Source organism: Bradyrhizobium sp. MI1.4 (assembly GCF_055811315.1).
Genome location: NZ_JBVVPP010000002.1, coordinates 121,440 through 143,542 on the forward strand (window position 1 = coordinate 121,440; position 22,103 = coordinate 143,542).

The window sequence follows — 22,103 nt, forward strand, 5'->3', positions numbered from 1 at the left end:
CCCCCCGCCCGGGGGGGGGGGCCCCCCCCCGGGGCGGGCCCCCCCCCCCCCCCGGGGGGTTTTCCTTTTTTTTTCCCCCCCCGCCCCCGCGGGCGGGGGGCCCCCCCCCGGGCGGGCGCAGCGCTGAAGTTCACGCTGGTCGGACCGGAGAAGTCGTACGAGTTCAATACCAATCTGGAGTGAGTGGTCGTCCTGGCGTTCGCCCGGACGACATCTTTGATCCAACCGAATCTTAACGAATGGTTGCTAATCCCCAGGGCTACTGCGGCAAGTCTGCCGCAGCATTCGTGTGCGCCTCGGGGATCCTTCGAATTGGCCGTGATGGATGCAGAACCCACAACGACCGGACCTGCCGGCCTCATCGCGCGGCTGCGCGACAAATTGACGGGCGGGTCGAGCGAAGCGTCGCTGACGCGGCGGCTCGCAGGCACCATCTTCCTCATCCGCGTGATCAGCGCCGGCCTTGCATATTTCTCGCAGGTCCTGCTCGCGCGCTGGATGGGGACGTCGGACTACGGCGTCTATGTCTATGTCTGGACCTGGGTGCTGCTGCTCGGCAGCATGATGGACTTTGGCATCTCGGCCTCCGCGCAAAAGATCATTCCGGAATACCGCAGCCGTGGCGAGCATGCGCTGCTGCGCGGCTTTCTCTCGGGCAGCCGCTGGCTGACCTTTGCCGTTTCCGCACTGGTGTCGCTCGGCCTCGCCGGTATCGTCAAACTATTGTCGCCCTGGATCGATCCGGCCGAGGTGCTGCCGCTCTATATCGGCTGCATGACGCTGCCCGCTTTCGTCGTCGCCAACACCCAGGACGGCATCGCGCGCTCGCATGACTGGATGCAGCTCGGCCTGATGCCGCAATTCATCATCCGCCAGACCCTGATCATCGGCATCACGGCCTGCGCCTTCCTGCTCGGCTATCATCTCGGCGCGGTTGCCGCGATGATCGCGAGCGCGGGCGCGGTGTGGATCGCGATGACCGGGCAGATGGTGGTGCTGAACCGCAAGCTCGCCGATCACATCGAGGCGGGCCCCAAGGCCTACGACGTCGGCGGCTGGCTCGCCGTGTCGCTGCCGATCCTGCTGGTCGAAAGCTTCTATTTGCTGCTGTCCTATACCGACGTGCTGGTGCTTCAGCAATTCCGCCCCTCCGACGAGGTCGGCGTCTATTTCGCCGTGGTGAAGACGCTGGCGCTGGTCTCCTTCATCCACTACGCGATGTCGGCGACGACCGCGCATCGCTTCGCCGAATACAACGCGGCTGGCGACAAGGCGCGGCTGTCGGCTTACGTGGCGCATGCCATCAACTGGACGTTCTGGCCGTCGCTGGCGGCGACCATCGTGCTGCTCGCGCTCGGCAAGCCCCTGCTCTGGCTGTTCGGGCCGCAATTCGTGATCGGCTACGACATCATGTTCGTCGCCGCGATTGGCCTCGTGGTCCGTGCCGCGATCGGCCCGGTCGAACGGCTGCTCAACATGCTCGGCCAGCAGAAGATCTGCGCGCTGGCCTATGCGCTGGCCTTTGCGATGAACCTGGTGCTCTGCATCGCGTTGGTGCCGCGCTTCGGCGGCCATGGCGCGGCGGCCGCGACCTCGATCTCGCTCAGTTTCGAGACGGTGCTGCTGTTCTGGATCGTGCGACAGCGGCTCGGCCTGCACGTGCTGGCGTTTGGGAAATAGACTTCCGACTGCCTTCGCGTGCTGCTCTCGGGGAACGGCTGCTTCGAAGCCATGCCCGGGAACAACGCGAAACACCTATTTATTGCCAAGGGCGCAGCACGATTTTTCTTATTTGGCCCAAGCGGTTGCACCGCAGGGAAAGTTTATTCTACGTCGTATTGCCCAACTGACGAGATAAACCTAAGATTCCCTGGACATGATCGATCCACTCTACGTCGCCTCTGGTTTCGGCGTCGGCCTGCTGGTCGGGATGACCGGCGTCGGCGGCGGTTCGCTGATGACGCCGCTGCTGATCCTCCTGTTCGGGATTCATCCATCGACCGCGGTCGGCACCGACCTGCTCTATGCTGCCGCCACCAAGACCGGCGGCAGCGTGGTGCATGGCTGGTCGCGCAGCGTGCACTGGCCGGCGGTGCTGCGGCTCGCCTGCGGCAGCCTTCCGGCGAGCGCGCTGACGCTGCTGGTGCTCTGGAAGCTCGACCTCAAGAGCGATTCCGAGCGCAATCTCGTCAACCTCGTGCTCTGCTTCGCGCTGCTGCTGACTGCGACCTCGCTGATCTTCCGCAGATCGATCATGGAGCGCTATCGCCGGCGCCTGGAGCAGGTCGATGACCGCACCACGGCGATCGCGACGGTCGTCACCGGGATCGTGCTCGGTGTGCTGGTCTCGATTTCATCGGTCGGCGCCGGCGCGGTCGGCGTCACCGTTCTGCTGCTGCTCTATCCGCGCCTGCCGGTGGCGACCATCGTCGGGTCCGACATCGCCCATGCGGTCCCGCTGACGCTGATCGCCGGAATGGGGCACTGGGCGCTTGGCGACGTGGATTGGGCGCTGATGGGCGTGCTGCTGTTGGGCTCGCTGCCCGGCATCGTCGTCGGCAGCTTTAGCGCGACGCGCGTGCCCGAGACGGTGCTGCGCCTCACACTCGCCAGCGTGCTGTTCGTGGTCGCCGGCAAGATCATGTTCGCGGAGCTGCACCTGTCCTCGGCATTCGAGACGGCGCTGGCCTGGACGCACTGAACGAAAATGGCGGAGCTCGGCTCCGCCATTCGCCAGCGATCGCGGTCTACTCCGCGGTCCAGCCACCGTCGATCGACAGATTCGTGCCGGTGATCTGCGCGGCATCGTCGCCGCACAGGAACAGCGCGAGGGCTGCGACCTGCTCGGAGGTGACGAACTCCTTGGTCGGCTGCGCGTCGAGCAGCACGTCGTTGATGACCTGGTCGCGCGTGAGGTTACGGGCCTTCATGGTGTCGGGGATCTGCTTCTCCACCAGCGGCGTCCAGACATAGCCGGGGCTGATGCAGTTGCAGGTGATCTTGCTGGTCGCGACCTCGAGCGCCACGGTCTTGGTCAGGCCGGCGATGCCGTGCTTGGCCGAGACATAGGCCGACTTGAAGGGCGAGGCGACCAGCGAATGCGCGGAAGCGGTATTGATGATGCGGCCCCAGCCCTTCTTCTTCATGCCCGGGACGGCGGCGCGAATGGCATGGAACGCCGAGGACAGGTTGATCGCGATGATCTGATCCCATTTCTCCAGCGGGAATTCCTCGATCGGCGAGACGAACTGGATGCCCGCATTGTTGACGAGAATATCGACCGAACCAAAGCTCTTCTCGCCGAGCGCGACCATCCCGGCGATCTCGGCCGGCTTGGTCATGTCGGCCGGCGAATAGACCGCCTTCACGCCGAAATCGGACTCGATCTTGGCGCGCTCCTTCTCGATGTCCTCCGGCGAGCCGAACCCGTTGATGACGACATTGGCGCCGGCGGCGGCGAAGGCGCGCGCATAGGCAAGTCCGATGCCGCTGGTCGACCCGGTCACGACGGCGTTCTTGCCTGACAGACTACCCATATTATTCGCTCCTTCTTGGCGGGGGCGCAGTGACGTCCCCCGTGAGATCGTAGGTCACCATGGTCTCGCCGGATTGCGGCCGCTCGAGCCAATCCTTGTGGCGCATCGACAGATGCACGTCACGCACGCCGGCTTCCCAATGCTCGACCATGGCGACATGCGAGAAATCGTAATCCTTGGACGAGGATTCGTAGTTCTTGCTGCGGTAGATCAGGTGCACCACAGTCACGGTGCTTTCGCGCGATACCTTGGCAAGGAATTCCACGGAAGGGTCGTTCTTGAGATAATCGGGCAATTTGGAAATCAGGTCGCGCACGGCCCTGCGGGCGTTGTGCACCTGCTTGTTCTTGTCGGTGTTCATCCGCGTGCGGCTCGAGAAGCGGATGTCCTTCTCGCGCTCGGTCGCTTCGAGTAGCGAGGTCGGCAGATCGCCGCGGGCGCTGAACAGGTCGATCTGGAAGATCAGGAGATCGCGGTCGGTCTCGGCGTCCAGCACGTAGTCGAGCGGCGTGTTGGAGGCAATGCCGCCGTCCCAATAATGCTCGCCGTCGATCACGATGGACGGAAAGCCGGGCGGCAGCGCGCCGGAGGCCATGATGTGCTCGGGTCCGATTTTCTTGCCGAGCTTCCTGAACTCGAAATTGTCGAAATATTTGAAGTTGCCGGAGGTAACGCCGACTGCACCGACCGACAGCCGCGTCTTCAGATCGTTGATGCGGTCGAAATCGACCAGACGCTCCAGCGTCTTCTTCAGCGGGGCGGTGTCGTAATAGCTCTCGGCCTGCGGGCTGCCGGGCGGCCAGAGCGGCGCCGGCGGGATGCGCGGAACGAAGAAGCCGGGCACGCCGAAGGTCGCGATCAATGCGGCGCTGGTCGAATTGAACAGTTCGCGGCTGTGGTCGCTTTTGCCGATCGGCTTCCACGGCACCGGCGCGGAGACCATCTCCCAGAATTCCTTGAGCCGCTTGACGCGCGTCTGCCCTTCGTTACCGGCGATGATCGCGGCGTTGACCGCGCCGATCGAGATGCCGGCGACCCAGTCCGGCTCGAAGCCGGCATGGCAGAGCGACTGATAGGCGCCGGCCTGATAGGAGCCGAGCGCGCCGCCGCCCTGGAGGACCAGGACACGTTGCGCGTTCGCGGGGATAGTTGCGACTTCCGGGCTATGATCGGTCATGCGGGAACAGTAGCAGATGGCGAGCGACCGTGGCGACAGTCTGCCGCGGCGTCAATGCATCCCGTGATCAAGTCTGGCTTATCGGGAGTCCGTCGAGGCCAGGATCATGGTCCAGAACACCTTGTATTTGGTGCCGGGAGCATAGCCCGCCGCAATGCCCAATTTTGTGACACCGCTCTTGAGCATGTTCGCGCGGTGCGGGGGCGAGTCGCGCCAGCCGGAAAACGCTTCCGCCAGCGTATGATAGCCGGCCGAGACGTTCTCGACCGCAACGGTCGCCGGATAGCCGCCGGCGCTGAGGCGCTTGGCCAGCGGCGCGCGGACGTCATGGTCCATCTTGTTGGCGGCAGCCATGGCCTGGGACTGAGATTCGGCGAGCCGCATCAGTTCGGGGTCGATCACGAGGGTGCCGAGCCCGTTGTTCTGGCGGTATTGCGAGATCATGATCGCTGCGGCCTGCGCGTCGAGCTTTGCGCCCGGGACAGCCATATCGGCATACATCGAGGGCTGCTGGACCGATGCTTCGTTGCCGGCGCAGCCGGCGAGCAGCAAAAGGATTGATATCGCGGCCGCGACGCGCATGAACAGGAGCCCCCAAATCAGGCGCCGTTGTTGCATACCAACCGTGGCTGAAAGGTGAATATTGAGGAAAAATTGACCGGTTGACCCCGCTCAGGCGCCCCCAAATATCCGGTAGCGGCGGGGCTCCAGGCCGATCGTGTCGCCGGCGCGCAGTTCCCTGTCCCGCGGAGCGTCGATCTCGATGGTCTCTCCGCCTGATAATGCCACCTCGGCCCGCTGCACGGGACCGAAATTCCGGACGTGCTGCACGGCGCCCTCGAAGGCACCGCTGCCGGGCGGGCCAACGAGCATGTCGTGCCGCCGCACGAACAGTCTTGACGCGCCAGGCGCAAGCCCATCTGCCGCGAGCTGAAGCGGCCGGTCGCCAAGCCTGATGACGCCGTCGGCGATCAGGACCGGAAGCTCGATGGATTCGCCGATGAAGCTGTGGACGAAGGCGGTCGCCGGGCTCTCATAGACGTCATCGGGCGAGCCGATCTGCTCGATCTTGCCCTTGTCCATCACCACGACGCGGTTGGCGACTTCGAGCGCCTCCTCCTGGTCATGGGTGACGAAGATCGAGGTGACGTTGATCTCGTGGTGCAGCGAGCGCAGCCATTTACGCAGCTCCTTGCGCACCTTGGCATCAAGCGCACCGAAGGGTTCGTCGAGCAGCAGGATACGTGGCTCGATCGCGAGCGCGCGGGCCAGCGCGATGCGCTGGCGCTGGCCGCCGGAGAGCTGGCTCGGGTAGCGGTCGGCGAGCCAATCGAGCTGCACGAGATCGAGTAGCTCCTTGACGCGCGCACGGATGGTCGCTTCGTCCTTGCGGATCGCGCGCGGCTGCACGCGGAGGCCAAAGGCGACGTTCTCGAACACCGTCATGTGGCGGAACAGCGCGTAGTGCTGGAATACGAATCCGACGTGCCGCTCGCGCGCGCCCTGCGCCAGCGCGTCCTCGCCGTTGAAAGATACCTCCCCGGAATCGGGCCAGTCCAGCCCCGCGATGATCCGCAGCAGCGTGGTCTTGCCGGAGCCAGACGGACCGAGCAGCGCGAGCAGCTCGCCGTCATTGACCTTGAGGTCGACGCCGTCGAGAGCTTTGAAGCTGCCGAACTTCTTGACGAGATTCCTGACTTCAATGCTCACTTGCGTCATGTCCTTCGTCGAGATGATTTTCGAGAACGGTTTTCGCGACCAGCGTGATCAGCGCCAGCATCGCGAGCAGCGAGGCGATCGCGAACGCCGCGACGAACTGATATTCATTGTAGAGAATCTCGACCAGGAGCGGCATCGTGTTGGTCTCGCCGCGGATATGGCCGGAAACGACGGAGACCGCGCCAAACTCGCCCATCGCGCGCGCGTTGCAGAGCAGGACGCCGTACAGCACGCCCCATTTGATATTGGGCAGCGTGACGCGGAAGAAGGTCTGCAGGCCCGAGGCGCCGAGCGAGATCGCGGCCTCCTCCTCCTGCGTGCCCTGCTCCTGCATCAGCGGGATCAACGCCCGCGCCACGAAGGGGAAGGTCACGAAGGTGGTCGCAAGCGCGATGCCCGGCACCGCGAACAGGATCTGGATGTCGTGATCGCGCAGCCAGCCGCCGAAATAGCCCTGCGCGCCGAACAGCAGCACGAAGACGAGGCCCGAGATCACCGGGCTGACCGAGAACGGCAAATCGATCAGCGTGATCAGGAAGGTCTTGCCCGAGAATTCGAATTTTGCAATCGCCCAAGCCGCGACCAGGCCGAAGACGAGATTGAGGCCGACGGAAATTGCAGCAACCAACAGCGTCAACTTGATCGCGGACAGCGCCTCCGGGTCGGTCAGCGCGGCGAAATAAGCGCCAATTCCCTTCGAGAAGGCCTGCGCGAACACCACGACCAGCGGCAACACGACGAAGACTGATAGAAAGGTCATCGCCAGCGCGATGATGACGATGCGGACCGCGCGCGGTTCGGTGCGAAGGTTGTTCCGCGCGGCGGCTGCGTACGCGCGTGCCTTGGCGTCGGAGGCCGGGAGTGGGACGGAATCTGCGATCTGCATCGTCATGGCCCCGTCCTCACCGCACCGGAATCCGGCTCTGCGCCCAGCGCTGGAGCCGGTTGACCGCGAAGATAATGACGAAGGACACGACCAGCATGACAACCGCGATGGCGGTCGCATCGGCATAGCGGAATTCGGAGAGCCGGATCACGATCAGCAGCGGCGCGATCTCGGAGACGTTGGGCAGATTGCCGGCGATGAAGATCACCGAGCCGTATTCGCCGACCGCACGCGCGAAGGCGAGCGCGAGTCCGGTGAGCAGCGCCGGACCGAGCGAGGGCAGGATCACGCGAATGATGGTCTGCCAGCGGCTCGCGCCAAGGCTGCCCGCGGCCTCCTCGATCTCTGGGTCGAGATCCTGGAGCACCGGCTGCACCGTGCGCACCACGAACGGGATACCGATGAAGATCATGGCGACGAAGATGCCGACCGGCGTGAACGCCACCTTGATGCCGGCCGCCGCAAGCGGCGCGCCGAGCCAGCCCTTCTCGGCGAACAACGCGGTCAGCGCGACGCCGGCAACCGCCGTAGGTAGCGCGAACGGCACGTCGACGATGGCATCGAACAGCCGCCGACCGGGGAAGCGGTAGCGCACCAGCGCCCAGACGATGATGCTGCCCATCACCAGATTGACGCAGGCGGCTGCGAAGGCGAGTCCGAAGGACACGCGCAACGCATTCAGGGTGCGGCGGCTGGAGAGGATGTTCCAAAACTGCTCGGGACTCAGCTCGAGCGATTTCAGGAACAGGCCGGCGAGCGGAATCAGGATGATGATCGACAGCCAGGATAGCGTCAGCCCCATGGTGAGACCGAAGCCCGGCAATGTCCGGCGTCGTGCTGCGATTGCGCTCACCAGGCCCCCTGTTTAAGCCCCGCCGACAGCGCCCGATCAGTTCTTGTAGATCTGATCGAAGACGCCGCCGTCGGCAAAATGTTCCCTCTGCGCCTTGGTCCAGCCGCCGAAAAGTTCGTCGATCGTGAACAGCTCGACCTTCGCGAAGGAGTTTTCATGTTTTTTGGCGATCTCGGGATCGCGCGGACGATAGAAGTTGCGCGCCGCGATTTCCTGACCTTCCTTGGTGTACCAATATTGCAGGTAGGCATCGGCGACACTACGGGTGCCTTTTTTATCGGCAACCTTATCGACGATCGTCACCGGCGGTTCCGCCAAGATCGAGAGCGGCGGCGCCACGATCTCGAATTTCTCCGGACCGAATTCCTTGAGCGCCAGGTACGCCTCGTTTTCCCAGGCGAGCAGCACGTCGCCGACGCCGCGCTCGACGAAGGTCACGGTCGCGCCGCGCGCACCGGTGTCGAGCACCGGCACCTGCTGATAGAGCTTTCCGATGAAATCCTTGGCCTTGTCCGCCGAGCCGTATTTCTTCTGCGCAAAGCCCCAGGCGGCCAGATAATTCCAGCGCGCGCCGCCTGACGTCTTCGGGTTCGGCGTGATCACGGCGACGCCGAGCTTGAGCAGATCGTCCCAGTCCTTAATGGCCTTGGGATTGCCCTTGCGGACCAGGAACACAATGGTCGAGGTATAGGGCGACGAGTTTTGCGGCAACCGTTTCTGCCAGTCGGCCGTCGTGAGGCCTTTGCCCGCGATGGCGTCGATGTCGTAGGCGAGCGCAAGCGTCACCACGTCGGCCTGCAATCCGTCGATCACGGCGCGCGCCTGCGAACCGCTGCCCCCATGCGACTGCTTGATCTCGACGCTCTTGCCGGTTTCCTTCTGATAGGCACTCGCGAACGCCTTGTTGAACTCGACATAGAGCTCGCGCGTCGGATCGTACGAGACGTTCAGCAGAGTGATGTCAGCGGCAAGAGCCGCGCTTGCCAACAAGCCTGTCACGAGCAGTCCTGCCGCGAGCGGAACGATACGACGCATCATGTCCATCTCCATTCACATCAATGACGTCGGCGTCATCGATGGCAGGCATAACTCGGGGCGAAACGCGCTTAAGTCAACGGAACCGGATTTTCTTGTTCGTAGCCGGGCAGCGTAACTTTGCTACGAAGTCTTCATCGTGTGGATGCCGCATTCCGTCTTGGCCCGGCCACGCCAGCGACCGGCACGCTCATCCTCGCCTTCGGCCGTTCTGCTCGTGCAAGGCATACACCCAACCGATAGAAATCCCGACGCGACCAGGGGATGACGCGGCAATTTGGCGCGGGCGAAAATCGCCTCGAGTTCCTCACGCGAGACATTGGCGAAGGGATTGAACTTCAACCGCGTACCGTCGTCCTCGACCACCGGGATGTCGGCGCGCGAGTTGCCCTGGAAGCGCTTGCGGCCGTTGAGCCATGCATCGAACGGTTTCAGCGCCCGCGCCAGCGGCTCGACCTTGCGGATACGGCAGCAAGCGTCGGGATCGGAAAACCAGAGGTCGCGGTCGGGATCTTCGCGCGACAGCGTCTCCTCGGCAGGCTTGATCGAGCGGACGTCCTTCAGGCCCAGCGTCGCGATCAGCGTATCACGATAGGCCAGCGTCTCCTCGAACAGCCAGCCGGTGTCGAGGAAGATCACCGGGATCGCCGGATCGACATCCGCCATCACCTTGAGCAGCGTCGCCGATTCCGTACCGAAGGACGACACCAGCGCAAGCTTGTCGCGCCCGACCGTCTTCAGCGCAGCGGCGATGATTTCGGCGGGCGAGGCATCGCGCAAGGCGCGATCGAGGTCCTCCGCCGAGGGCAGCGCCGAGGCGGAGATTGCCGAAATTGGAGACGCGATTGCGTTCACGTGCCGACACCCTCGGAATGACGCAGCTGCATGCGCCGGTGCAGCGCCGTGATGCGGCCATCGCCGGTGGGCTGGTAGAAGACCGAATAGCGCTTCGCGGTCTGCATGAACGCTTCCGCGTCGGCCTGCTTCTTGACGTCGAAGGAATCGAAGCCAGCGCGCAGCATGAACACGAACTGGTCCCGCAGGATCTGGCCCGTCGCACGCAACTCGCCGCGGTAATTGTAACGCTCGCGCAGCAGCCGCGCCTGGCTGTAGGCGCGTCCGTCGCGGAAGGTTGGGAACACCAGCGCGACGACGGCAATCTTGCCGAGATAGGGCACCAGCTCGGCGATGTCGCGATTGTTCGGCCAGATCACACCGACCTTGCCGGTCCGCTTGAGCAACGCATCCGCCTCGCCGACGAAACGCTCGGCCGGCACCAGAATGTCGCCGCCCTCGGGCAGCGGCGTGTCGACGGCGAGCTTGACGAAGCTGTCGTCGGCGATCTTTCCGCCGTTAACGAGTGGCATAAACGCGCTCCTTGAAGGGTTCGACGCCGAGGCGTTTTACCGTGTCCATGAACAGCTCTTCGGGCCGTTCGCGCAGCGCCAGATAGGCTTCCACGATGTCCTCGACGACGTCGGCGACCTCGTCGAACTTGACGCCGGGGCCGATCAGATTGCCGAGTGCGGCACTCTCGTCGGCGCGCCCGCCGATGGTGATCTGGTAGACCTCCTCGCCGTTCTTCTCGACGCCGAGAATGCCGATATGACCGACATGGTGATGGCCGCAGGCGTTGATGCAGCCGGAGATGTTGATGTGCAACCGGCCGATCAGATTGGCCAGCTCATGATTGGCGAAGCGCCGCGTCAGTTCCTGCGCGATCGGGATCGAGCGCGCATTGGCCAGCGAGCAATAGTCGAGACCCGGGCAGGCGATGATGTCAGTGATCAGATTGACGTTCGGCGTCGCCAGCCCGAGCTTGTCGAGCGCCTTCCACAGCGCCGGCAGGTCGCGCTTGGCGACATGCGGCAAAGCGAGGTTCTGCTCGTGGCCGACGCGGATCTCACCGAACGAATATCTGTCGGCGAGGTCGGCGAGCGCATCCATCTGCTCGGCGGTGGCATCGCCCGGAGGCGCGCCGATCGGCTTCAGCGAGATCGTGACGATGGAATAGCCCTGGGCCTTGTGCGGGGCCACCGAGTTCTTGCGCCATGCCTCGAAATCGGGATCGGCCGCGGCCTGGCGCAGCTCGTCCGGCATGTGCGGCAGCTTCTCGTAGGCAGGATAGGTGAAGCGCGAGCGGATGTCCTCGACCACCTCGTCGTCGATCTGGAGCGAGGAGTTGCGGATGTGCTGCCACTCCTCCTCGACCTCGCGCGAGAACTTCTCGATGCCGAGCTCGTGCACCAGGATCTTGATGCGCGCCTTGTAGATGTTGTCGCGGCGGCCGTACTGGTTGTAGACGCGCAGAATCGCCTCGATGTAGCTGAGAATGTCGCGGCCGTGGACGAAATGCTTGATGGTCTTGCCGATGAACGGCGTGCGTCCGAGCCCGCCACCGACCAGCACCTCAAAGCCGGTCTCGCCCTTCTCGTTCTTGATCAGCTTCAGCCCGATGTCGTGGATCTTGATCGCGGCCCGGTCGTGGTCCGACGCGGTGATCGCGATCTTGAACTTGCGCGGCAGGAACGAGAATTCCGGATGCAACGTGGTGTGCTGGCGGATCAGCTCCGACCAGATGCGGGGATCCTCGATCTCGCCGGGCGCGACGCCGGCCCACTGATCCGAGGTGACGTTGCGCATGTTGTTGCCGGAGGTCTGCATCGCATGGATGCCGACCTCGGCGAGATCGGCCAGCGCATCCGGCAATTCGGCGAGCTTGATCCAGTTGAACTGGATGTTCTGCCGCGTCGTGAAATGGCCGTAGCCACGGTCGTATTTGCGCGCGACGTGGGCGAGCGCCCGCAGCTGGTTCGACGCCAGCGTCCCGTAGGGGATCGCGACGCGGAACATATAGGCGTGCAGTTGCAGATAGACGCCGTTCTGCAGCCGCAGTATCTTGAACTCGTCCTCGGTGAGCTCGCCGGAGAGGCGGCGCTTCACCTGGTCGCGGAATTCCGAGACGCGCTCGTTGACGAGCGTGCGGTCGATTTCATCGTAAGCATACATAAGAAAGCGCCTTAAACCTGAACCGGCTGTCCGATGGTCACGCCGGTGCGGCGGATCTGTTCGCGCAGATTTCCGGGTTCGACCTTGCCGTCTGCACCGACCTGTACCGGCGCGATATAGGGGCCGATCGCGCCGACGTCATCGGCAACGGATTCCGCAAGCAACGCCTTCGCCTCGTCGGAGTTGCGCACGATCGCGGCTTCCGACAGGTCCGCGGACCAGCTCTTGGCGGCGGTGCGGTAAACCACGATGCCGTCCCAGGTGCGGTTGGCGGTCACGACCGAGGGGCCGGCGATCTTGATCTTCTTCTGTTCAAGCGGGGAGGTCATTCGGCTGCATCCAATAGGTCAGAGATGATTTGCTTTGGGGTTTGGCGGCGAAGCGAGCCGGCATGCCGGACCACATCGCCGATGATGAGAATGGCGGGACCGCCGTTGGTCCGGCGGACCAGTTCGGGCAGATCGCGCAGCGTGCCGATCTCGCCTTGCGCATCGGGACGCGTGACGCGGGCGAATACGCCGACCGGCGTCTCCGGCGAACGGCCGGCGGCCAAGAGGCCGGCGCGTATGGCCGGCGCAGCCGTCATGCCCATGTAGACCACGACGGTCATCCTGGCGTCGGTCAGCGTCGACCAGTCCACGACTTCTGCGTCGCGCGCGTTGTGCGCGGTGAGGAAGGTGATGCGCGTTGCTTCGTGACGATAGGTGAGCGGCACCTCGAAATCGGCGGCGCCGCCGAGACCTGCGGTGATGCCGGGAACGATCGAATAGGCAACGCCGGCGGCACGAAGTGCTTCGACTTCTTCGCCGCCGCGGCCGAACACGAAGGGATCGCCGCCCTTCAGCCGCACCACACGCTGGCCGGATTGCGCGGCCTCGATCATGCGCTTGTTGATGGCGTCCTGCCCGATGCCGGGCTTGCCGACGCGGCGGCCGACCGGCACGCGCGTGGTGTCACGGCGGATGCGGTCGAGAATTTCAGGCGAGACCAGCTCGTCATGGAAGACGATGTCGGCATCCTGGAGCGCGCGCAACGCCTTGATGGTGAGCAAATCCGGATCGCCAGGCCCGGCGCCGACCAGCGCGACGGATCCTTCCGGCTTGTCGGCCCGCGCGAACGCGGATGGATCTGAAATCGCCTTGAGCGCTGCGTCCGCCTCGCCTTTGCGGCCGGCCAATACGGCGGCACCGATCGGGCCGTCGATGACGCGCTCCCAGAAGCGGCGGCGCAGCGGAAACTCGGCAATACGTTCGTTGATGGATTTGCGGAAGCCGCCGATGAACTCGGCGAGCTCGCCGATGCGCGCCGGCAGCAGCGCCTCGATCTTCTCGCGCACGCGCCGCGCCACCACCGGCGACGTGCCGCCAGTGCCGACGGCGACCACGACATCGCCGCGATCGACGATCGCCGGAAAGATGAAGCTCGAATGCTCGAGATCGTCCATGACATTGACCGGCAGGCCGAGCGCCTTGGCGCGGACCGACATCGCCACGCCGACATCGCCGGCGCCGGCGCAAACCACCGCGATGATTCCCGAGAGATCGGCGGTCAGCGGATCGGTGGCCGAGATGTCGATACGCGCCGCGTCCTCGGAGCTCAGACCCAGGTCGTGATTGCCATCGATCGCATGCACGCGAATGCGCGCACCGGCAGCGGCCAGCACGCGCAGCTTGGCGCGCAAAAGCTCACCCGCACCGATGAGGACCACCGGACCGGCCTTGAGATCGAGGAACACGGGCAAGAACCGCATACGATACTCGCTTACCCCACATGCGGGGTTGACTGGAATTATTTTCTATATATGTGTCGTTTCAAGCGCGCAAAGAGAAAATTTTTCTTCTCTCTTGCGCCGCAACTATAGAATTTTCGCCTCCAAACGCAAAGTGGCAGAGATGCATCTTCTCAAGGACAATTCCACTGCTGGCGGGCTGAGCAGCTCCGCTCTCGCCGAGCGCGTGCCCGCGCAAGAATTTTCTTCTGACCTTGCCCCGAGCATGGACCATCTCGACCAGCTCGAGGCCCAGAGCATCTACATCTTCCGCGAAGCTTTCGGCCGCCTCAAGAAGATCGCCCTGCTGTGGTCGCTCGGCAAGGACTCCAATGTCATGATCTGGCTGGCGCGCAAGGCATTCTTCAGCCGTCTGCCGTTCCCGGCCCTCCATGTCGACACCGGCAAGAAGTTTCCGGAGATGTATCGCTTCCGCGATCACTACGGCAAGGAATGGGATCTCGATCTGCGCGTCGAGCCCTGCCCGCCGATTGATGCCGTCGACCCAACGCTGCCGCCCGCCGCCCGTTCCGCCGCGCGCAAGACCGAGGGCCTCAAGATGGCGCTCGCCAAATACGGTTTCGACGGTCTGATCGCCGGCATTCGCCGCGATGAGGAGGCGACGCGCGCCAAGGAGCGCGTGTTCTCGCCGCGCGGCTTGGAGGGTAATTGGGACGTGCGCGACCAGCCGCCGGAGTTCTGGGATCATTTTAATGCGTCGCCGCCGCAGGGCGCGCATTTGCGCATCCATCCGATCCTGCATTGGACCGAGTCCGACATCTGGGCCTACACCAAGCGCGAGAACATCCCGATCATCCCGCTGTATCTGTCGCAAAACGGCAAGCGCTATCGCTCGCTGGGCGATCAGGACATCACCAATCCGGTCGCCTCAAACGCGTCGACTATCGACGAGATCCTGATCGAACTCGAGCAGACCAAGGTGCCGGAACGTTCCGGCCGCGCGCTCGACCACGAGACCGAGGACGCTTTCGAGCGCCTGCGCGTCGCCGGCTATCTCTGATCAAGGACGCGAGCGTCGTATGAACATGATCGTCACCCCCGCATCGCCCGCGACCCCGAACGGCACCACGCGTCCGCAGGTCCGCATCGTCATCGTCGGCCATGTCGACCACGGCAAGTCGACGCTGGTCGGCCGCCTGCTGCACGAGACCGGCAGCCTGCCCGACGGCAAGCTCGACATGCTCAAGGCCGTCAGCGCGCGGCGCGGCATGCCGTTCGAATGGTCGTTCCTGCTCGACGCGCTCCAGACCGAGCGCGACCAGGGCATCACCATCGACACCACGCAGATCCGCTTCCGCACCAATTCGCGCGACATCGTACTGATCGACGCGCCCGGCCACGCCGAATTCCTGCGCAACATGATCACCGGCGCCTCGCAGGCCGACGGCGCGGTGCTGATCATCGACGCGCTCGAAGGCGTGCGCGACCAGACGAGGCGGCACGGCTATCTCCTGCATCTGCTCGGCGTGAAGCAGGTCGCGGTCGTCGTCAACAAGATGGACCGCGTCGACTTCTCCGCAGCGCGCTTCAAGGAGATCAGCGACGAGATCTCGGCGCATCTGCAAGGCCTCGGTGTGAAGCCCACGGCCGTGATCCCGATTTCCGCCCGCGACGGCGACGGCGTCGCTGAGCGCACCGACCGCATCGGCTGGTACAAGGGTCCGACCGTGGTCGAGGCGCTTGACAGGCTCGAACCGGCGCGGCCGCTGGAGGCGCTGGCGCTGCGGCTGCCGGTGCAGGCGATCTACAAGTTCGACGACCGCCGCATCGTGGCGGGCCGGATCGAATCCGGCAGCCTCATCGCCGGCGACGAAATCGTGATCATGCCCGCCGGCAAGATCGCCAGAATCAAGACGGTCGAGAGCTGGCCGGTGACGCCGGTCGCAGGCCGCCAGGGTGCGGGCCGCTCGGTCGGCATCACGCTCGACCGCGAGCTGTTCCTCGAGCGCGGCGACATTATCGCGCATACGAACAGCGCCCCGCGCGAGACACGACGGCTGCGCGCGCGGATCTTCTGGCTGCACGACAAGCCGCTGGCCAAGGGCGACCAGCTCCTGGTTCGCTGCGGACCGAAGGAAAGCCGCGCCACCGTCGTCGCCATCGAGAAGGCGGTCGATCCCGGTGAGCTGTCGAGCGTCGAGAACAAGGCAATCGGCCGCAACCATGTCGGCGAGATCGACATTTCCCTTTCGAATCCGATTGCCACCGATCCCTACACGGAAAATCCCCGCACCGGCCGTCTCGTGATCGAGGTGTCCGGGCGCATCGCCGGCGGCGGTCTCGTGCTGTCGGTCGATGCCGGGCAGCGTGCCCTGCCCGTCGACATCGTGCCGGTGGAATCCGCGCTGCGGCCCGACGAACGCTCCGCGCGCTATCGTCACAACGGCGCCGTGGTCTGGCTCACCGGCCTCCCCGCCTCCGGCAAGTCGACTCTAGCCAAGGCGCTGGAGCGGCGGTTGTTCAGCAATGGCGGCTCACCGATCCTGCTCGACGGCGACACGCTGCGTGCCGGGCTCAACAGCGATCTCGGCTTCTCGGCCGCCGATCGCAGCGAGAACATCCGCCGCCTCGCCGAAGTCGCGACGCATCTCGCCCGTAACGGCCACATCGCCATTGTCGCCGCCGTCTCGCCCGCCCGCGAGGACCGCGCCACCGCGCGCCGCATCGCCGACACGTCGTTCCGCGAGATCTACGTCGCGACGCCGGCGGAAATTTGCGAGGAGCGCGACCCCAAGGGCCACTACAAGAAGGCCCGCGCCGGCACGCTCGCGTCGTTCACCGGTATCGGCACCGACTACGAGCGGCCCGAGGCCGCCGAGCTCGTGATCGACACCTCGACGCGGACGGTCGCCGAGGCGGCGGACGAGATCGAACAGATGCTCAAGACGACCGGCGTGCTGTTCGACGAACTCGTGGACCTCGCCGCGAATATTTGAAGCCGGGCTGCTGCTCCGCTGTCGTCGCCCGGCTTGACCGGGCGACCCAGCATTCCACCGACAGCAGTGATTCAGGCGAGAGGCCGCGGCGTACTGGATTTCCCCGCCTTCGCGGGGAATGACACCGTGCGTGGGCCGCCCACCTCGCCTTGACATTTTGACAACTTTTGGGGGCCTTCTCACGGCCCCGATTTTGGGGCTAATAAGACCCCGAAAGCCGCTCCTTGGAGCGCATTTTGCTGCTGTCGGGTCAAAAGCAGCCAAAAACAGCCATTTCCAACAAGAAAGCCCATCATGAAACGCGTCGACGCCCACGGACTGAAGATCGCTCCCGTCCTGTTCGATTTCATCGCCAAGGAAGCGGCCCCGAAAACGGGGATCGCGCCGGATGCGTTCTGGGCCGGGCTCGCCGCCATCATCAAGGAGCTGGGGCCGAAGAACCGCGCGCTGCTGGCGGTGCGCGACACGTTGCAGGCCAAGATCGACGACTGGCACCGGGCCAACAAGGGCAAGGCGTTCGACCTCAACGCCTATACCGCCTTCCTGAAGGAGATCGGCTATCTCCTCCCGGAGCCGGCGACGCAGAAGGTCGAGACCGCCAATGTGGACGAGGAGATCGGCAAGATCTGCGGCCCGCAGCTCGTCGTGCCGCTGACCAACGCACGCTATGCGCTGAACGCGGCGAATGCGCGCTGGGGCTCGCTCTATGACGCCTTCTACGGCACCGACGCGATCCCGCACGATCCATCCGAGAGCGGCAAGGGCTACAACAAGGCGCGCGGCGACAAGGTGATCGCAAAAGCGAAAGCCTTCCTCGATGCCGCCGTGCCGCTGGCGACCGGCAGTCACACCGACGTCACCGCCTATAGCGTGGTCGCGGGCCAGCTCGCGGTGAAGCTGAAGAGCGGCAACGCCACCGCGCTGAAGAACGCCGCGCAATTCGCAGGCTTCCAGGGCGATGCAGCCGCACCAAGCGCGGTGCTGCTCGCCAACAACGGCCTGCATGTCGAGGTGAAAATCGACCGCACCAGCGCGATCGGCAAGGACGATCCGGCCGGCGTCGCGGACATGGTCATGGAGTCCGCGGTCTCAACCATTCTCGACATGGAAGACTCGGTCGCTGCCGTCGATGCCGAGGACAAGGTGCTGGTCTATCGCAACACGCTCGGCCTGATGAACGGCACGCTGTCGGCCGATTTCGAGAAGGGCGGCAAAACGCTGACGCGCTCGCTCAATGCCGACCGCAGCTACAAGATGCCTGACGGCAAAGGCGAAGTGAAATTGCACGGCCGCAGCCTGCTGCTGATGCGCAATTGCGGTCACCACATGTTCACCGACGCGGTGCTGGACGACAAGGGCGAGGAGATTCCGGAAGGCTTGCTCGACGCCGCCGTCTCCGGGCTTCTTGCTGTCCATGATCTGAAAGGCAACTCCAAGGTCAAGAACAGCCGCACCGGCTCGGCCTATATCGTCAAGCCGAAGATGCACGGCCCCGACGAGGTGTCGCTGACCTGCGAGATCTTCGACCGCGTCGAGAAGATGCTGTCGCTGCCCGAGAACACGCTCAAGGTCGGCATCATGGACGAGGAGCGGCGCACCACCGTCAACCTCAAGGCCTGCATTCAGCGCGCCTCCAAGCGCATCATGTTCATCAACACCGGCTTCCTCGACCGCACCGGCGACGAGATCCACACCTCGATGGAGGCGGGTCCGATGATCCGCAAGAACGAGATGAAGGCGCAGCCCTGGATCAAGTCCTATGAGGACTGGAACGTCGATATGGGCCTGACCTGTGGCCTGCCCGGCCATGCCCAGATCGGCAAGGGCATGTGGGCCGCGCCGGACAAGATGGCGGACATGCTGGCGCAGAAGCTCGCCCATCCGCAGGCCGGTGCTACCACCGCCTGGGTGCCCTCGCCGACCGCCGCGACGCTGCACGCGCTGCACTACCACCAGGTCAACGTCACCGCGCGCCAGCAGGAGCTCGCCAAGGGCGGCCCACGGGCAAAGCTCGAAGACATCCTCACCATCCCCGTGTCGAAGTCGAACTGGGCGCCCGACGACGTCAAGCAGGAGATCGACAACAACTGCCAGGGCATTCTGGGCTATGTCGTGCGCTGGATCGACCAGGGCGTCGGCTGCTCGAAGGTGCCTGACATCCACGACGTCGGCCTGATGGAAGACCGTGCCACCTTGCGCATCTCCAGCCAGCACCTCGCCAACTGGCTGCATCAGGGCGTGATCACCGAGGCGCAGGTGATGGAATCGCTCAAGCGCATGGCGGTGGTCGTCGACAAGCAGAATGCGGGCGATCCCATCTACAAGCCGATGGCGCCCGCCTTCGACGGCACAGCCTTCAAGGCGGCCAGCGACCTCATCTTCAAGGGACGCGAGCAGCCGAACGGCTACACCGAATACATCCTCACCGCCCGCCGCCGCGAGGCCAAAGTACTTGGCTGACAACGCCTGGCTGACAAGGCGGCCTGCCGACCCGACTAGAACACCAAAAGCCCCGGCTCGCGCCGGGGCTTTTTCGTTGCGCTAGCTAAGCGCCCGGCTAAAACACTGCCAGATATTTCAGCAGCGAGACGATGCCGATGATGATGACGACGACGCGCGCGATCTGCTTGGCGCGGCCGTCCATCGGCAGCATGTTGATGAGGTAAAGTACGAGAATGACGACGAGAAAGGTGACGAGTACTCCGACCAGCATCGCTAGGACCCCCCTTTAGGCAAAATTGCTGACAGTCTCCTAACGCGCAGCTCGTGGCTTGGTTCCATCGACGCAACCCTTTGCAACTTCTAGTAAATACGTACTTCTACGATCAGCCGGCCTGCTGAAAACTTTACCCTTTTCCTTTCAGATGCGGAAACCGTTTGGGCCCTGAGCCGCAAACGGCATGCGATTGCCTTGTCTGACGGGCCCCTTTTTCTGCTGTTGCCGGGGCGCCTTTACGAACTTTGTATTGGGAATTGGGGACTTCGATGCTGAATCGTCTGACCGTATCCGCGCTGCTGAAGGCGGTGATCGCGATCACGTCGATCTGCGTGGCGATCGCGCTCTCGCTCACCGCCTACGAGTCCTGGGATCGCCTGAAGACCGCCAACCGCATCTCGCAGATCGCCGACACGTCCGCCGATCTGTTCAAGGCGATGCACAATCTGCGCACCGACCGCTCGACCACGGTCCGCCTCCTGAATGCGACCGAGCCGATGGACGGCGAGATCGAGAAATATCTGCGCGCGCTGCGCGATGCCCAAATGCCCGCCATGGCGCGCGCGATCGAGCTGCTGCCGGCCATGGACTTTCCGCAATCAGGCACGCTGGTACCGGAGCTTGCGCGCCTCTACAAGCTGCTGATCGAGGAGCAGAAGCAGTTCTGGGAGGATGTAGCCAAGCCGAAGGACCAACGCCGCGCCGGTCTGCCCAAGGAATATATGGAGACAACGCAGGGCCTGCTCGACACGCTCGACAAGCTCTCGAACACGTTGGCCGCCACGGTCAATCACCTGGACGCCGCGATCGACCAGCTGCTGTCGATCAAGCAGAACGCCTGGCTGCTCCGCAACACCGCAGGCGAAGCATCGCTGATCGTCTCGACCGGGCTGGCCGCCGGCAAGATCACGACGGAGGGCCGCTACGCCTATACCCAACATGTCGGCGGCACGAGCGCGATGTGGAAGGCGCTGGAGCTGTCGACGTCCGGCATGCAGTTGCCGTCGGGGCTCGCCTCCGCGATGGCCTCCGCCAAGACCTCGTATTTCGAGCCGCAATATCTGGCCTTGCGCGACCGTCTCACGGACGCGCTGGTCAAGGGTGAGAAGCCCGAGATGACGGCGAACCAATGGAGCCCGCTCACGGTCGCCCGTATGGCGAGCGCCGTCACAGTGGCAGAAGGTGCGCTCGATGCTGCCAAGATCCACACGCAGGAGCAGCGCGGCGCCGCACAGCGCGCACTGATCGTGCAGCTTACGCTGCTGGCGCTCGCCGTGGGGCTTGCCGTCGGCGCGATCATGCTGGTCAGCCGCCGCGTCATCACTCCGCTCAACACCATCCGGGACGCCATGCTGAAGGTCGCCGGCGGCGACCTTGCCGTCGATAGCGGCTATCTCGACCGCAACGACGAGATCGGCGCGCTTGCCGGCGCGCTGGAGACCTTCAAGCAGCAGGCCAACGACAAGCTCACGATCGAGGCGCAGGAGCGCGAACGCAATGCGGGCGCCTCCGCGCGCCAGCGCGCGGTCGAGACCTATGTCGGCGAGTTCGAGGGCGCGGTGCGCAAAACGCTCGGCGAATTGAGCGAAGCCTCTGGCGAGATGCGCAAGACCTCGGGCGATCTCTCCGCGGTGTCGCGGCAGACCAACGACCGCGTGCAGGTCGCCGGCAAGGCCTCCAATGACGCCTCCATGAGCGTCGACAGCGTCGCCGCCGCCGCCGAAGAGCTGAGCGCCTCGATCAACGACATCAGTCAGCAGGCCGCGCATGCCGCGGGCATCGCCAGCCGCGCCGTGACCCAGGCGCGCGAGACCGACGGCACGGTGCAGGGACTTCAAAAGTCGGCCGGCCGCATCGGCGAGGTCGTCGGCCTGATCAACACCATTGCGCAGCAGACCAATTTGCTCGCGCTTAACGCCACGATCGAGGCGGCCCGCGCCGGCGAGGCCGGTCGCGGCTTTGCCGTGGTCGCCTCCGAGGTGAAGTCGCTGGCGAGCCAGACGGCGAAGGCGACCGAGGAGATCTCCGAGCAGATCGCCGACATCCAGAAGGTCGCGGCCGACGCCATCAGCGCCATCCAGACCATCGGCGGCATCATCGGCGAAGTGAACGAGGTCGCGACCGCAATCGCCGCCGCCGTGCAGGAGCAGGGAGCGGCCACCCAAGAGATCACCCGCAGCACCCAGTTTGCGGCGCAGGGCACCAAGAACGTCTCGGACAACATCACCGGCGTCAAATCCGATGCAGACGCTGCTGCCGCTGCCGCCGACAACGTGAAACACGCCTCCGAGATGCTGGAGAGCCAGAGCCGCCAGCTCGGCCATGACGTCAGCGACTTCCTCGGCAAGATCCGGGCGGCATAGCCCACACTCTTGGTGTCGGGGGGGGGGGGGGGCGGGCGGCCGGGGGGGGGGGGGGGGGGGCCCCCCCCCCCCCCCGGGGGGTTT

General features: G+C 64.5%; 19 protein-coding genes and 1 pseudogene. 7 read left to right on the forward strand and 13 right to left on the reverse strand.

The features are described from left to right. The 3 genes and pseudogenes from AC0L23_RS02915 to AC0L23_RS02925 form a co-directional block, all read left to right on the forward strand. Window positions 1-183: pseudogene (locus AC0L23_RS02915) on the forward strand (protein-disulfide reductase DsbD domain-containing protein); the annotation flags it as partial. 138 nt (window positions 184-321) lie between these two features. Continuing rightward, on the forward strand, window positions 322-1,680 hold the full coding sequence (locus AC0L23_RS02920; RefSeq protein ID WP_085351754.1) for a flippase: 1,359 nt from the start codon (window positions 322-324) through the stop codon (window positions 1,678-1,680). 196 nt (window positions 1,681-1,876) lie between these two features. Continuing rightward, the gene (locus AC0L23_RS02925; RefSeq protein WP_027515482.1) at window positions 1,877-2,701 is read left to right on the forward strand and encodes a sulfite exporter TauE/SafE family protein; all 825 of its coding nucleotides are present in this window, start codon (window positions 1,877-1,879) and stop codon (window positions 2,699-2,701) included. A 46-nt stretch (window positions 2,702-2,747) separates the two neighbouring features. On the opposite strand, the gene AC0L23_RS02930 is transcribed toward AC0L23_RS02925, so the two are convergent. The 12 genes from AC0L23_RS02930 to cysG form a co-directional block, all read right to left on the reverse strand. Continuing rightward, entirely contained in the window at window positions 2,748-3,536 is a 789-nt protein-coding gene (locus AC0L23_RS02930; protein WP_085351753.1) for a 3-hydroxybutyrate dehydrogenase, read from the reverse strand. A 1-nt stretch (window position 3,537) separates the two neighbouring features. Beyond that, complete coding sequence (locus tag AC0L23_RS02935) at window positions 3,538-4,713, reverse strand: DUF3734 domain-containing protein (RefSeq protein WP_085361615.1); 1,176 nt, start codon at window positions 4,711-4,713, stop codon at window positions 3,538-3,540. 78 nt (window positions 4,714-4,791) lie between these two features. After that, window positions 4,792-5,295 (reverse strand): CAP domain-containing protein, encoded by a 504-nt coding sequence (locus tag AC0L23_RS02940; protein ID WP_026232777.1) that lies wholly within the window; start codon window positions 5,293-5,295, stop codon window positions 4,792-4,794. A 90-nt stretch (window positions 5,296-5,385) separates the two neighbouring features. After that, the gene (locus tag AC0L23_RS02945; protein ID WP_026232778.1) at window positions 5,386-6,423 is read right to left on the reverse strand and encodes a sulfate/molybdate ABC transporter ATP-binding protein; all 1,038 of its coding nucleotides are present in this window, start codon (window positions 6,421-6,423) and stop codon (window positions 5,386-5,388) included. After that, on the reverse strand, window positions 6,413-7,324 hold the full coding sequence (gene cysW / locus AC0L23_RS02950; RefSeq protein ID WP_085361616.1) for a sulfate ABC transporter permease subunit CysW: 912 nt from the start codon (window positions 7,322-7,324) through the stop codon (window positions 6,413-6,415). The genes AC0L23_RS02945 and cysW overlap by 11 nt, the downstream gene beginning before the upstream one ends. Before the next feature lie 10 nt (window positions 7,325-7,334). Then, on the reverse strand, window positions 7,335-8,120 hold the full coding sequence (gene cysT / locus AC0L23_RS02955) for a sulfate ABC transporter permease subunit CysT (protein WP_231190982.1): 786 nt from the start codon (window positions 8,118-8,120) through the stop codon (window positions 7,335-7,337). An 87-nt stretch (window positions 8,121-8,207) separates the two neighbouring features. Next, window positions 8,208-9,221 (reverse strand): sulfate ABC transporter substrate-binding protein, encoded by a 1,014-nt coding sequence (locus AC0L23_RS02960; protein WP_018454646.1) that lies wholly within the window; start codon window positions 9,219-9,221, stop codon window positions 8,208-8,210. Window positions 9,222-9,329: 108 nt separating this feature from the next. Then, on the reverse strand, window positions 9,330-10,061 hold the full coding sequence (locus tag AC0L23_RS02965) for a phosphoadenylyl-sulfate reductase (RefSeq protein ID WP_085351749.1): 732 nt from the start codon (window positions 10,059-10,061) through the stop codon (window positions 9,330-9,332). Continuing rightward, entirely contained in the window at window positions 10,058-10,573 is a 516-nt protein-coding gene (locus tag AC0L23_RS02970) for a DUF934 domain-containing protein (RefSeq protein ID WP_018454648.1), read from the reverse strand. The genes AC0L23_RS02965 and AC0L23_RS02970 overlap by 4 nt, the downstream gene beginning before the upstream one ends. Beyond that, the gene (locus AC0L23_RS02975) at window positions 10,560-12,215 is read right to left on the reverse strand and encodes a nitrite/sulfite reductase (protein ID WP_085361617.1); all 1,656 of its coding nucleotides are present in this window, start codon (window positions 12,213-12,215) and stop codon (window positions 10,560-10,562) included. The genes AC0L23_RS02970 and AC0L23_RS02975 overlap by 14 nt, the downstream gene beginning before the upstream one ends. An 11-nt stretch (window positions 12,216-12,226) precedes the next feature. Beyond that, window positions 12,227-12,544, reverse strand: a complete 318-nt coding sequence (locus AC0L23_RS02980; RefSeq protein WP_007599842.1) for a DUF2849 domain-containing protein — start codon at window positions 12,542-12,544, stop codon at window positions 12,227-12,229. Beyond that, on the reverse strand, window positions 12,541-13,965 hold the full coding sequence (gene cysG, locus AC0L23_RS02985; RefSeq protein ID WP_085385078.1) for a siroheme synthase CysG: 1,425 nt from the start codon (window positions 13,963-13,965) through the stop codon (window positions 12,541-12,543). The genes AC0L23_RS02980 and cysG overlap by 4 nt, the downstream gene beginning before the upstream one ends. A gap of 244 nt (window positions 13,966-14,209) precedes the next feature. On the opposite strand from cysG, the gene cysD reads away from it, so the two are divergent. The 3 genes from cysD (at window position 14,210) to AC0L23_RS03000 (ending at window position 19,400) form a co-directional block, all read left to right on the forward strand. After that, entirely contained in the window at window positions 14,210-15,004 is a 795-nt protein-coding gene (cysD, locus tag AC0L23_RS02990) for a sulfate adenylyltransferase subunit CysD (protein ID WP_085361675.1), read from the forward strand. A 19-nt stretch (window positions 15,005-15,023) separates the two neighbouring features. Beyond that, window positions 15,024-16,940, forward strand: coding sequence for an adenylyl-sulfate kinase (cysC, locus tag AC0L23_RS02995; RefSeq protein ID WP_085351745.1), 1,917 nt, complete (start codon window positions 15,024-15,026; stop codon window positions 16,938-16,940). Between the two features lie 294 nt (window positions 16,941-17,234). Then, window positions 17,235-19,400 (forward strand): malate synthase G, encoded by a 2,166-nt coding sequence (locus AC0L23_RS03000; RefSeq protein ID WP_085351744.1) that lies wholly within the window; start codon window positions 17,235-17,237, stop codon window positions 19,398-19,400. 97 nt (window positions 19,401-19,497) lie between these two features. On the opposite strand, the gene AC0L23_RS03005 is transcribed toward AC0L23_RS03000, so the two are convergent. Beyond that, window positions 19,498-19,653, reverse strand: a complete 156-nt coding sequence (locus AC0L23_RS03005; RefSeq protein ID WP_007599832.1) for a Thivi_2564 family membrane protein — start codon at window positions 19,651-19,653, stop codon at window positions 19,498-19,500. A gap of 272 nt (window positions 19,654-19,925) precedes the next feature. On the opposite strand from AC0L23_RS03005, the gene AC0L23_RS03010 reads away from it, so the two are divergent. Beyond that, complete coding sequence (locus AC0L23_RS03010; protein ID WP_085351743.1) at window positions 19,926-22,019, forward strand: methyl-accepting chemotaxis protein; 2,094 nt, start codon at window positions 19,926-19,928, stop codon at window positions 22,017-22,019. The last annotated feature ends 84 nt before the right edge of the window (window positions 22,020-22,103 follow it).

What these genes read in the sequence shown, in the direction of transcription:
- AC0L23_RS02920 (WP_085351754.1), top strand. Translation starts at nt 322, where the DNA reads ATGGATGCAGAACCCACAACGACCGGACCTGCCGGCCTCATCGCGCGG.
- AC0L23_RS02925 (WP_027515482.1), top strand. Translation starts at nt 1,877, where the DNA reads ATGATCGATCCACTCTACGTCGCCTCTGGTTTCGGCGTCGGCCTGCTG.
- AC0L23_RS02930 (WP_085351753.1), bottom strand. Translation starts at nt 3,536, where the DNA reads ATGGGTAGTCTGTCAGGCAAGAACGCCGTCGTGACCGGGTCGACCAGC.
- AC0L23_RS02935 (WP_085361615.1), bottom strand. Translation starts at nt 4,713, where the DNA reads ATGACCGATCATAGCCCGGAAGTCGCAACTATCCCCGCGAACGCGCAA.
- AC0L23_RS02940 (WP_026232777.1), bottom strand. Translation starts at nt 5,295, where the DNA reads ATGCGCGTCGCGGCCGCGATATCAATCCTTTTGCTGCTCGCCGGCTGC.
- cysW (WP_085361616.1), bottom strand. Translation starts at nt 7,324, where the DNA reads ATGACGATGCAGATCGCAGATTCCGTCCCACTCCCGGCCTCCGACGCC.
- cysT (WP_231190982.1), bottom strand. Translation starts at nt 8,120, where the DNA reads ATGGGGCTGACGCTATCCTGGCTGTCGATCATCATCCTGATTCCGCTC.
- AC0L23_RS02960 (WP_018454646.1), bottom strand. Translation starts at nt 9,221, where the DNA reads ATGGAGATGGACATGATGCGTCGTATCGTTCCGCTCGCGGCAGGACTG.
- AC0L23_RS02970 (WP_018454648.1), bottom strand. Translation starts at nt 10,573, where the DNA reads ATGCCACTCGTTAACGGCGGAAAGATCGCCGACGACAGCTTCGTCAAG.
- AC0L23_RS02975 (WP_085361617.1), bottom strand. Translation starts at nt 12,215, where the DNA reads ATGTATGCTTACGATGAAATCGACCGCACGCTCGTCAACGAGCGCGTC.
- AC0L23_RS02980 (WP_007599842.1), bottom strand. Translation starts at nt 12,544, where the DNA reads ATGACCTCCCCGCTTGAACAGAAGAAGATCAAGATCGCCGGCCCCTCG.
- cysG (WP_085385078.1), bottom strand. Translation starts at nt 13,965, where the DNA reads ATGCGGTTCTTGCCCGTGTTCCTCGATCTCAAGGCCGGTCCGGTGGTC.
- cysD (WP_085361675.1), top strand. Translation starts at nt 14,210, where the DNA reads ATGGACCATCTCGACCAGCTCGAGGCCCAGAGCATCTACATCTTCCGC.
- cysC (WP_085351745.1), top strand. Translation starts at nt 15,024, where the DNA reads ATGAACATGATCGTCACCCCCGCATCGCCCGCGACCCCGAACGGCACC.
- AC0L23_RS03000 (WP_085351744.1), top strand. Translation starts at nt 17,235, where the DNA reads ATGAAACGCGTCGACGCCCACGGACTGAAGATCGCTCCCGTCCTGTTC.
- AC0L23_RS03005 (WP_007599832.1), bottom strand. Translation starts at nt 19,653, where the DNA reads ATGCTGGTCGGAGTACTCGTCACCTTTCTCGTCGTCATTCTCGTACTT.
- AC0L23_RS03010 (WP_085351743.1), top strand. Translation starts at nt 19,926, where the DNA reads ATGCTGAATCGTCTGACCGTATCCGCGCTGCTGAAGGCGGTGATCGCG.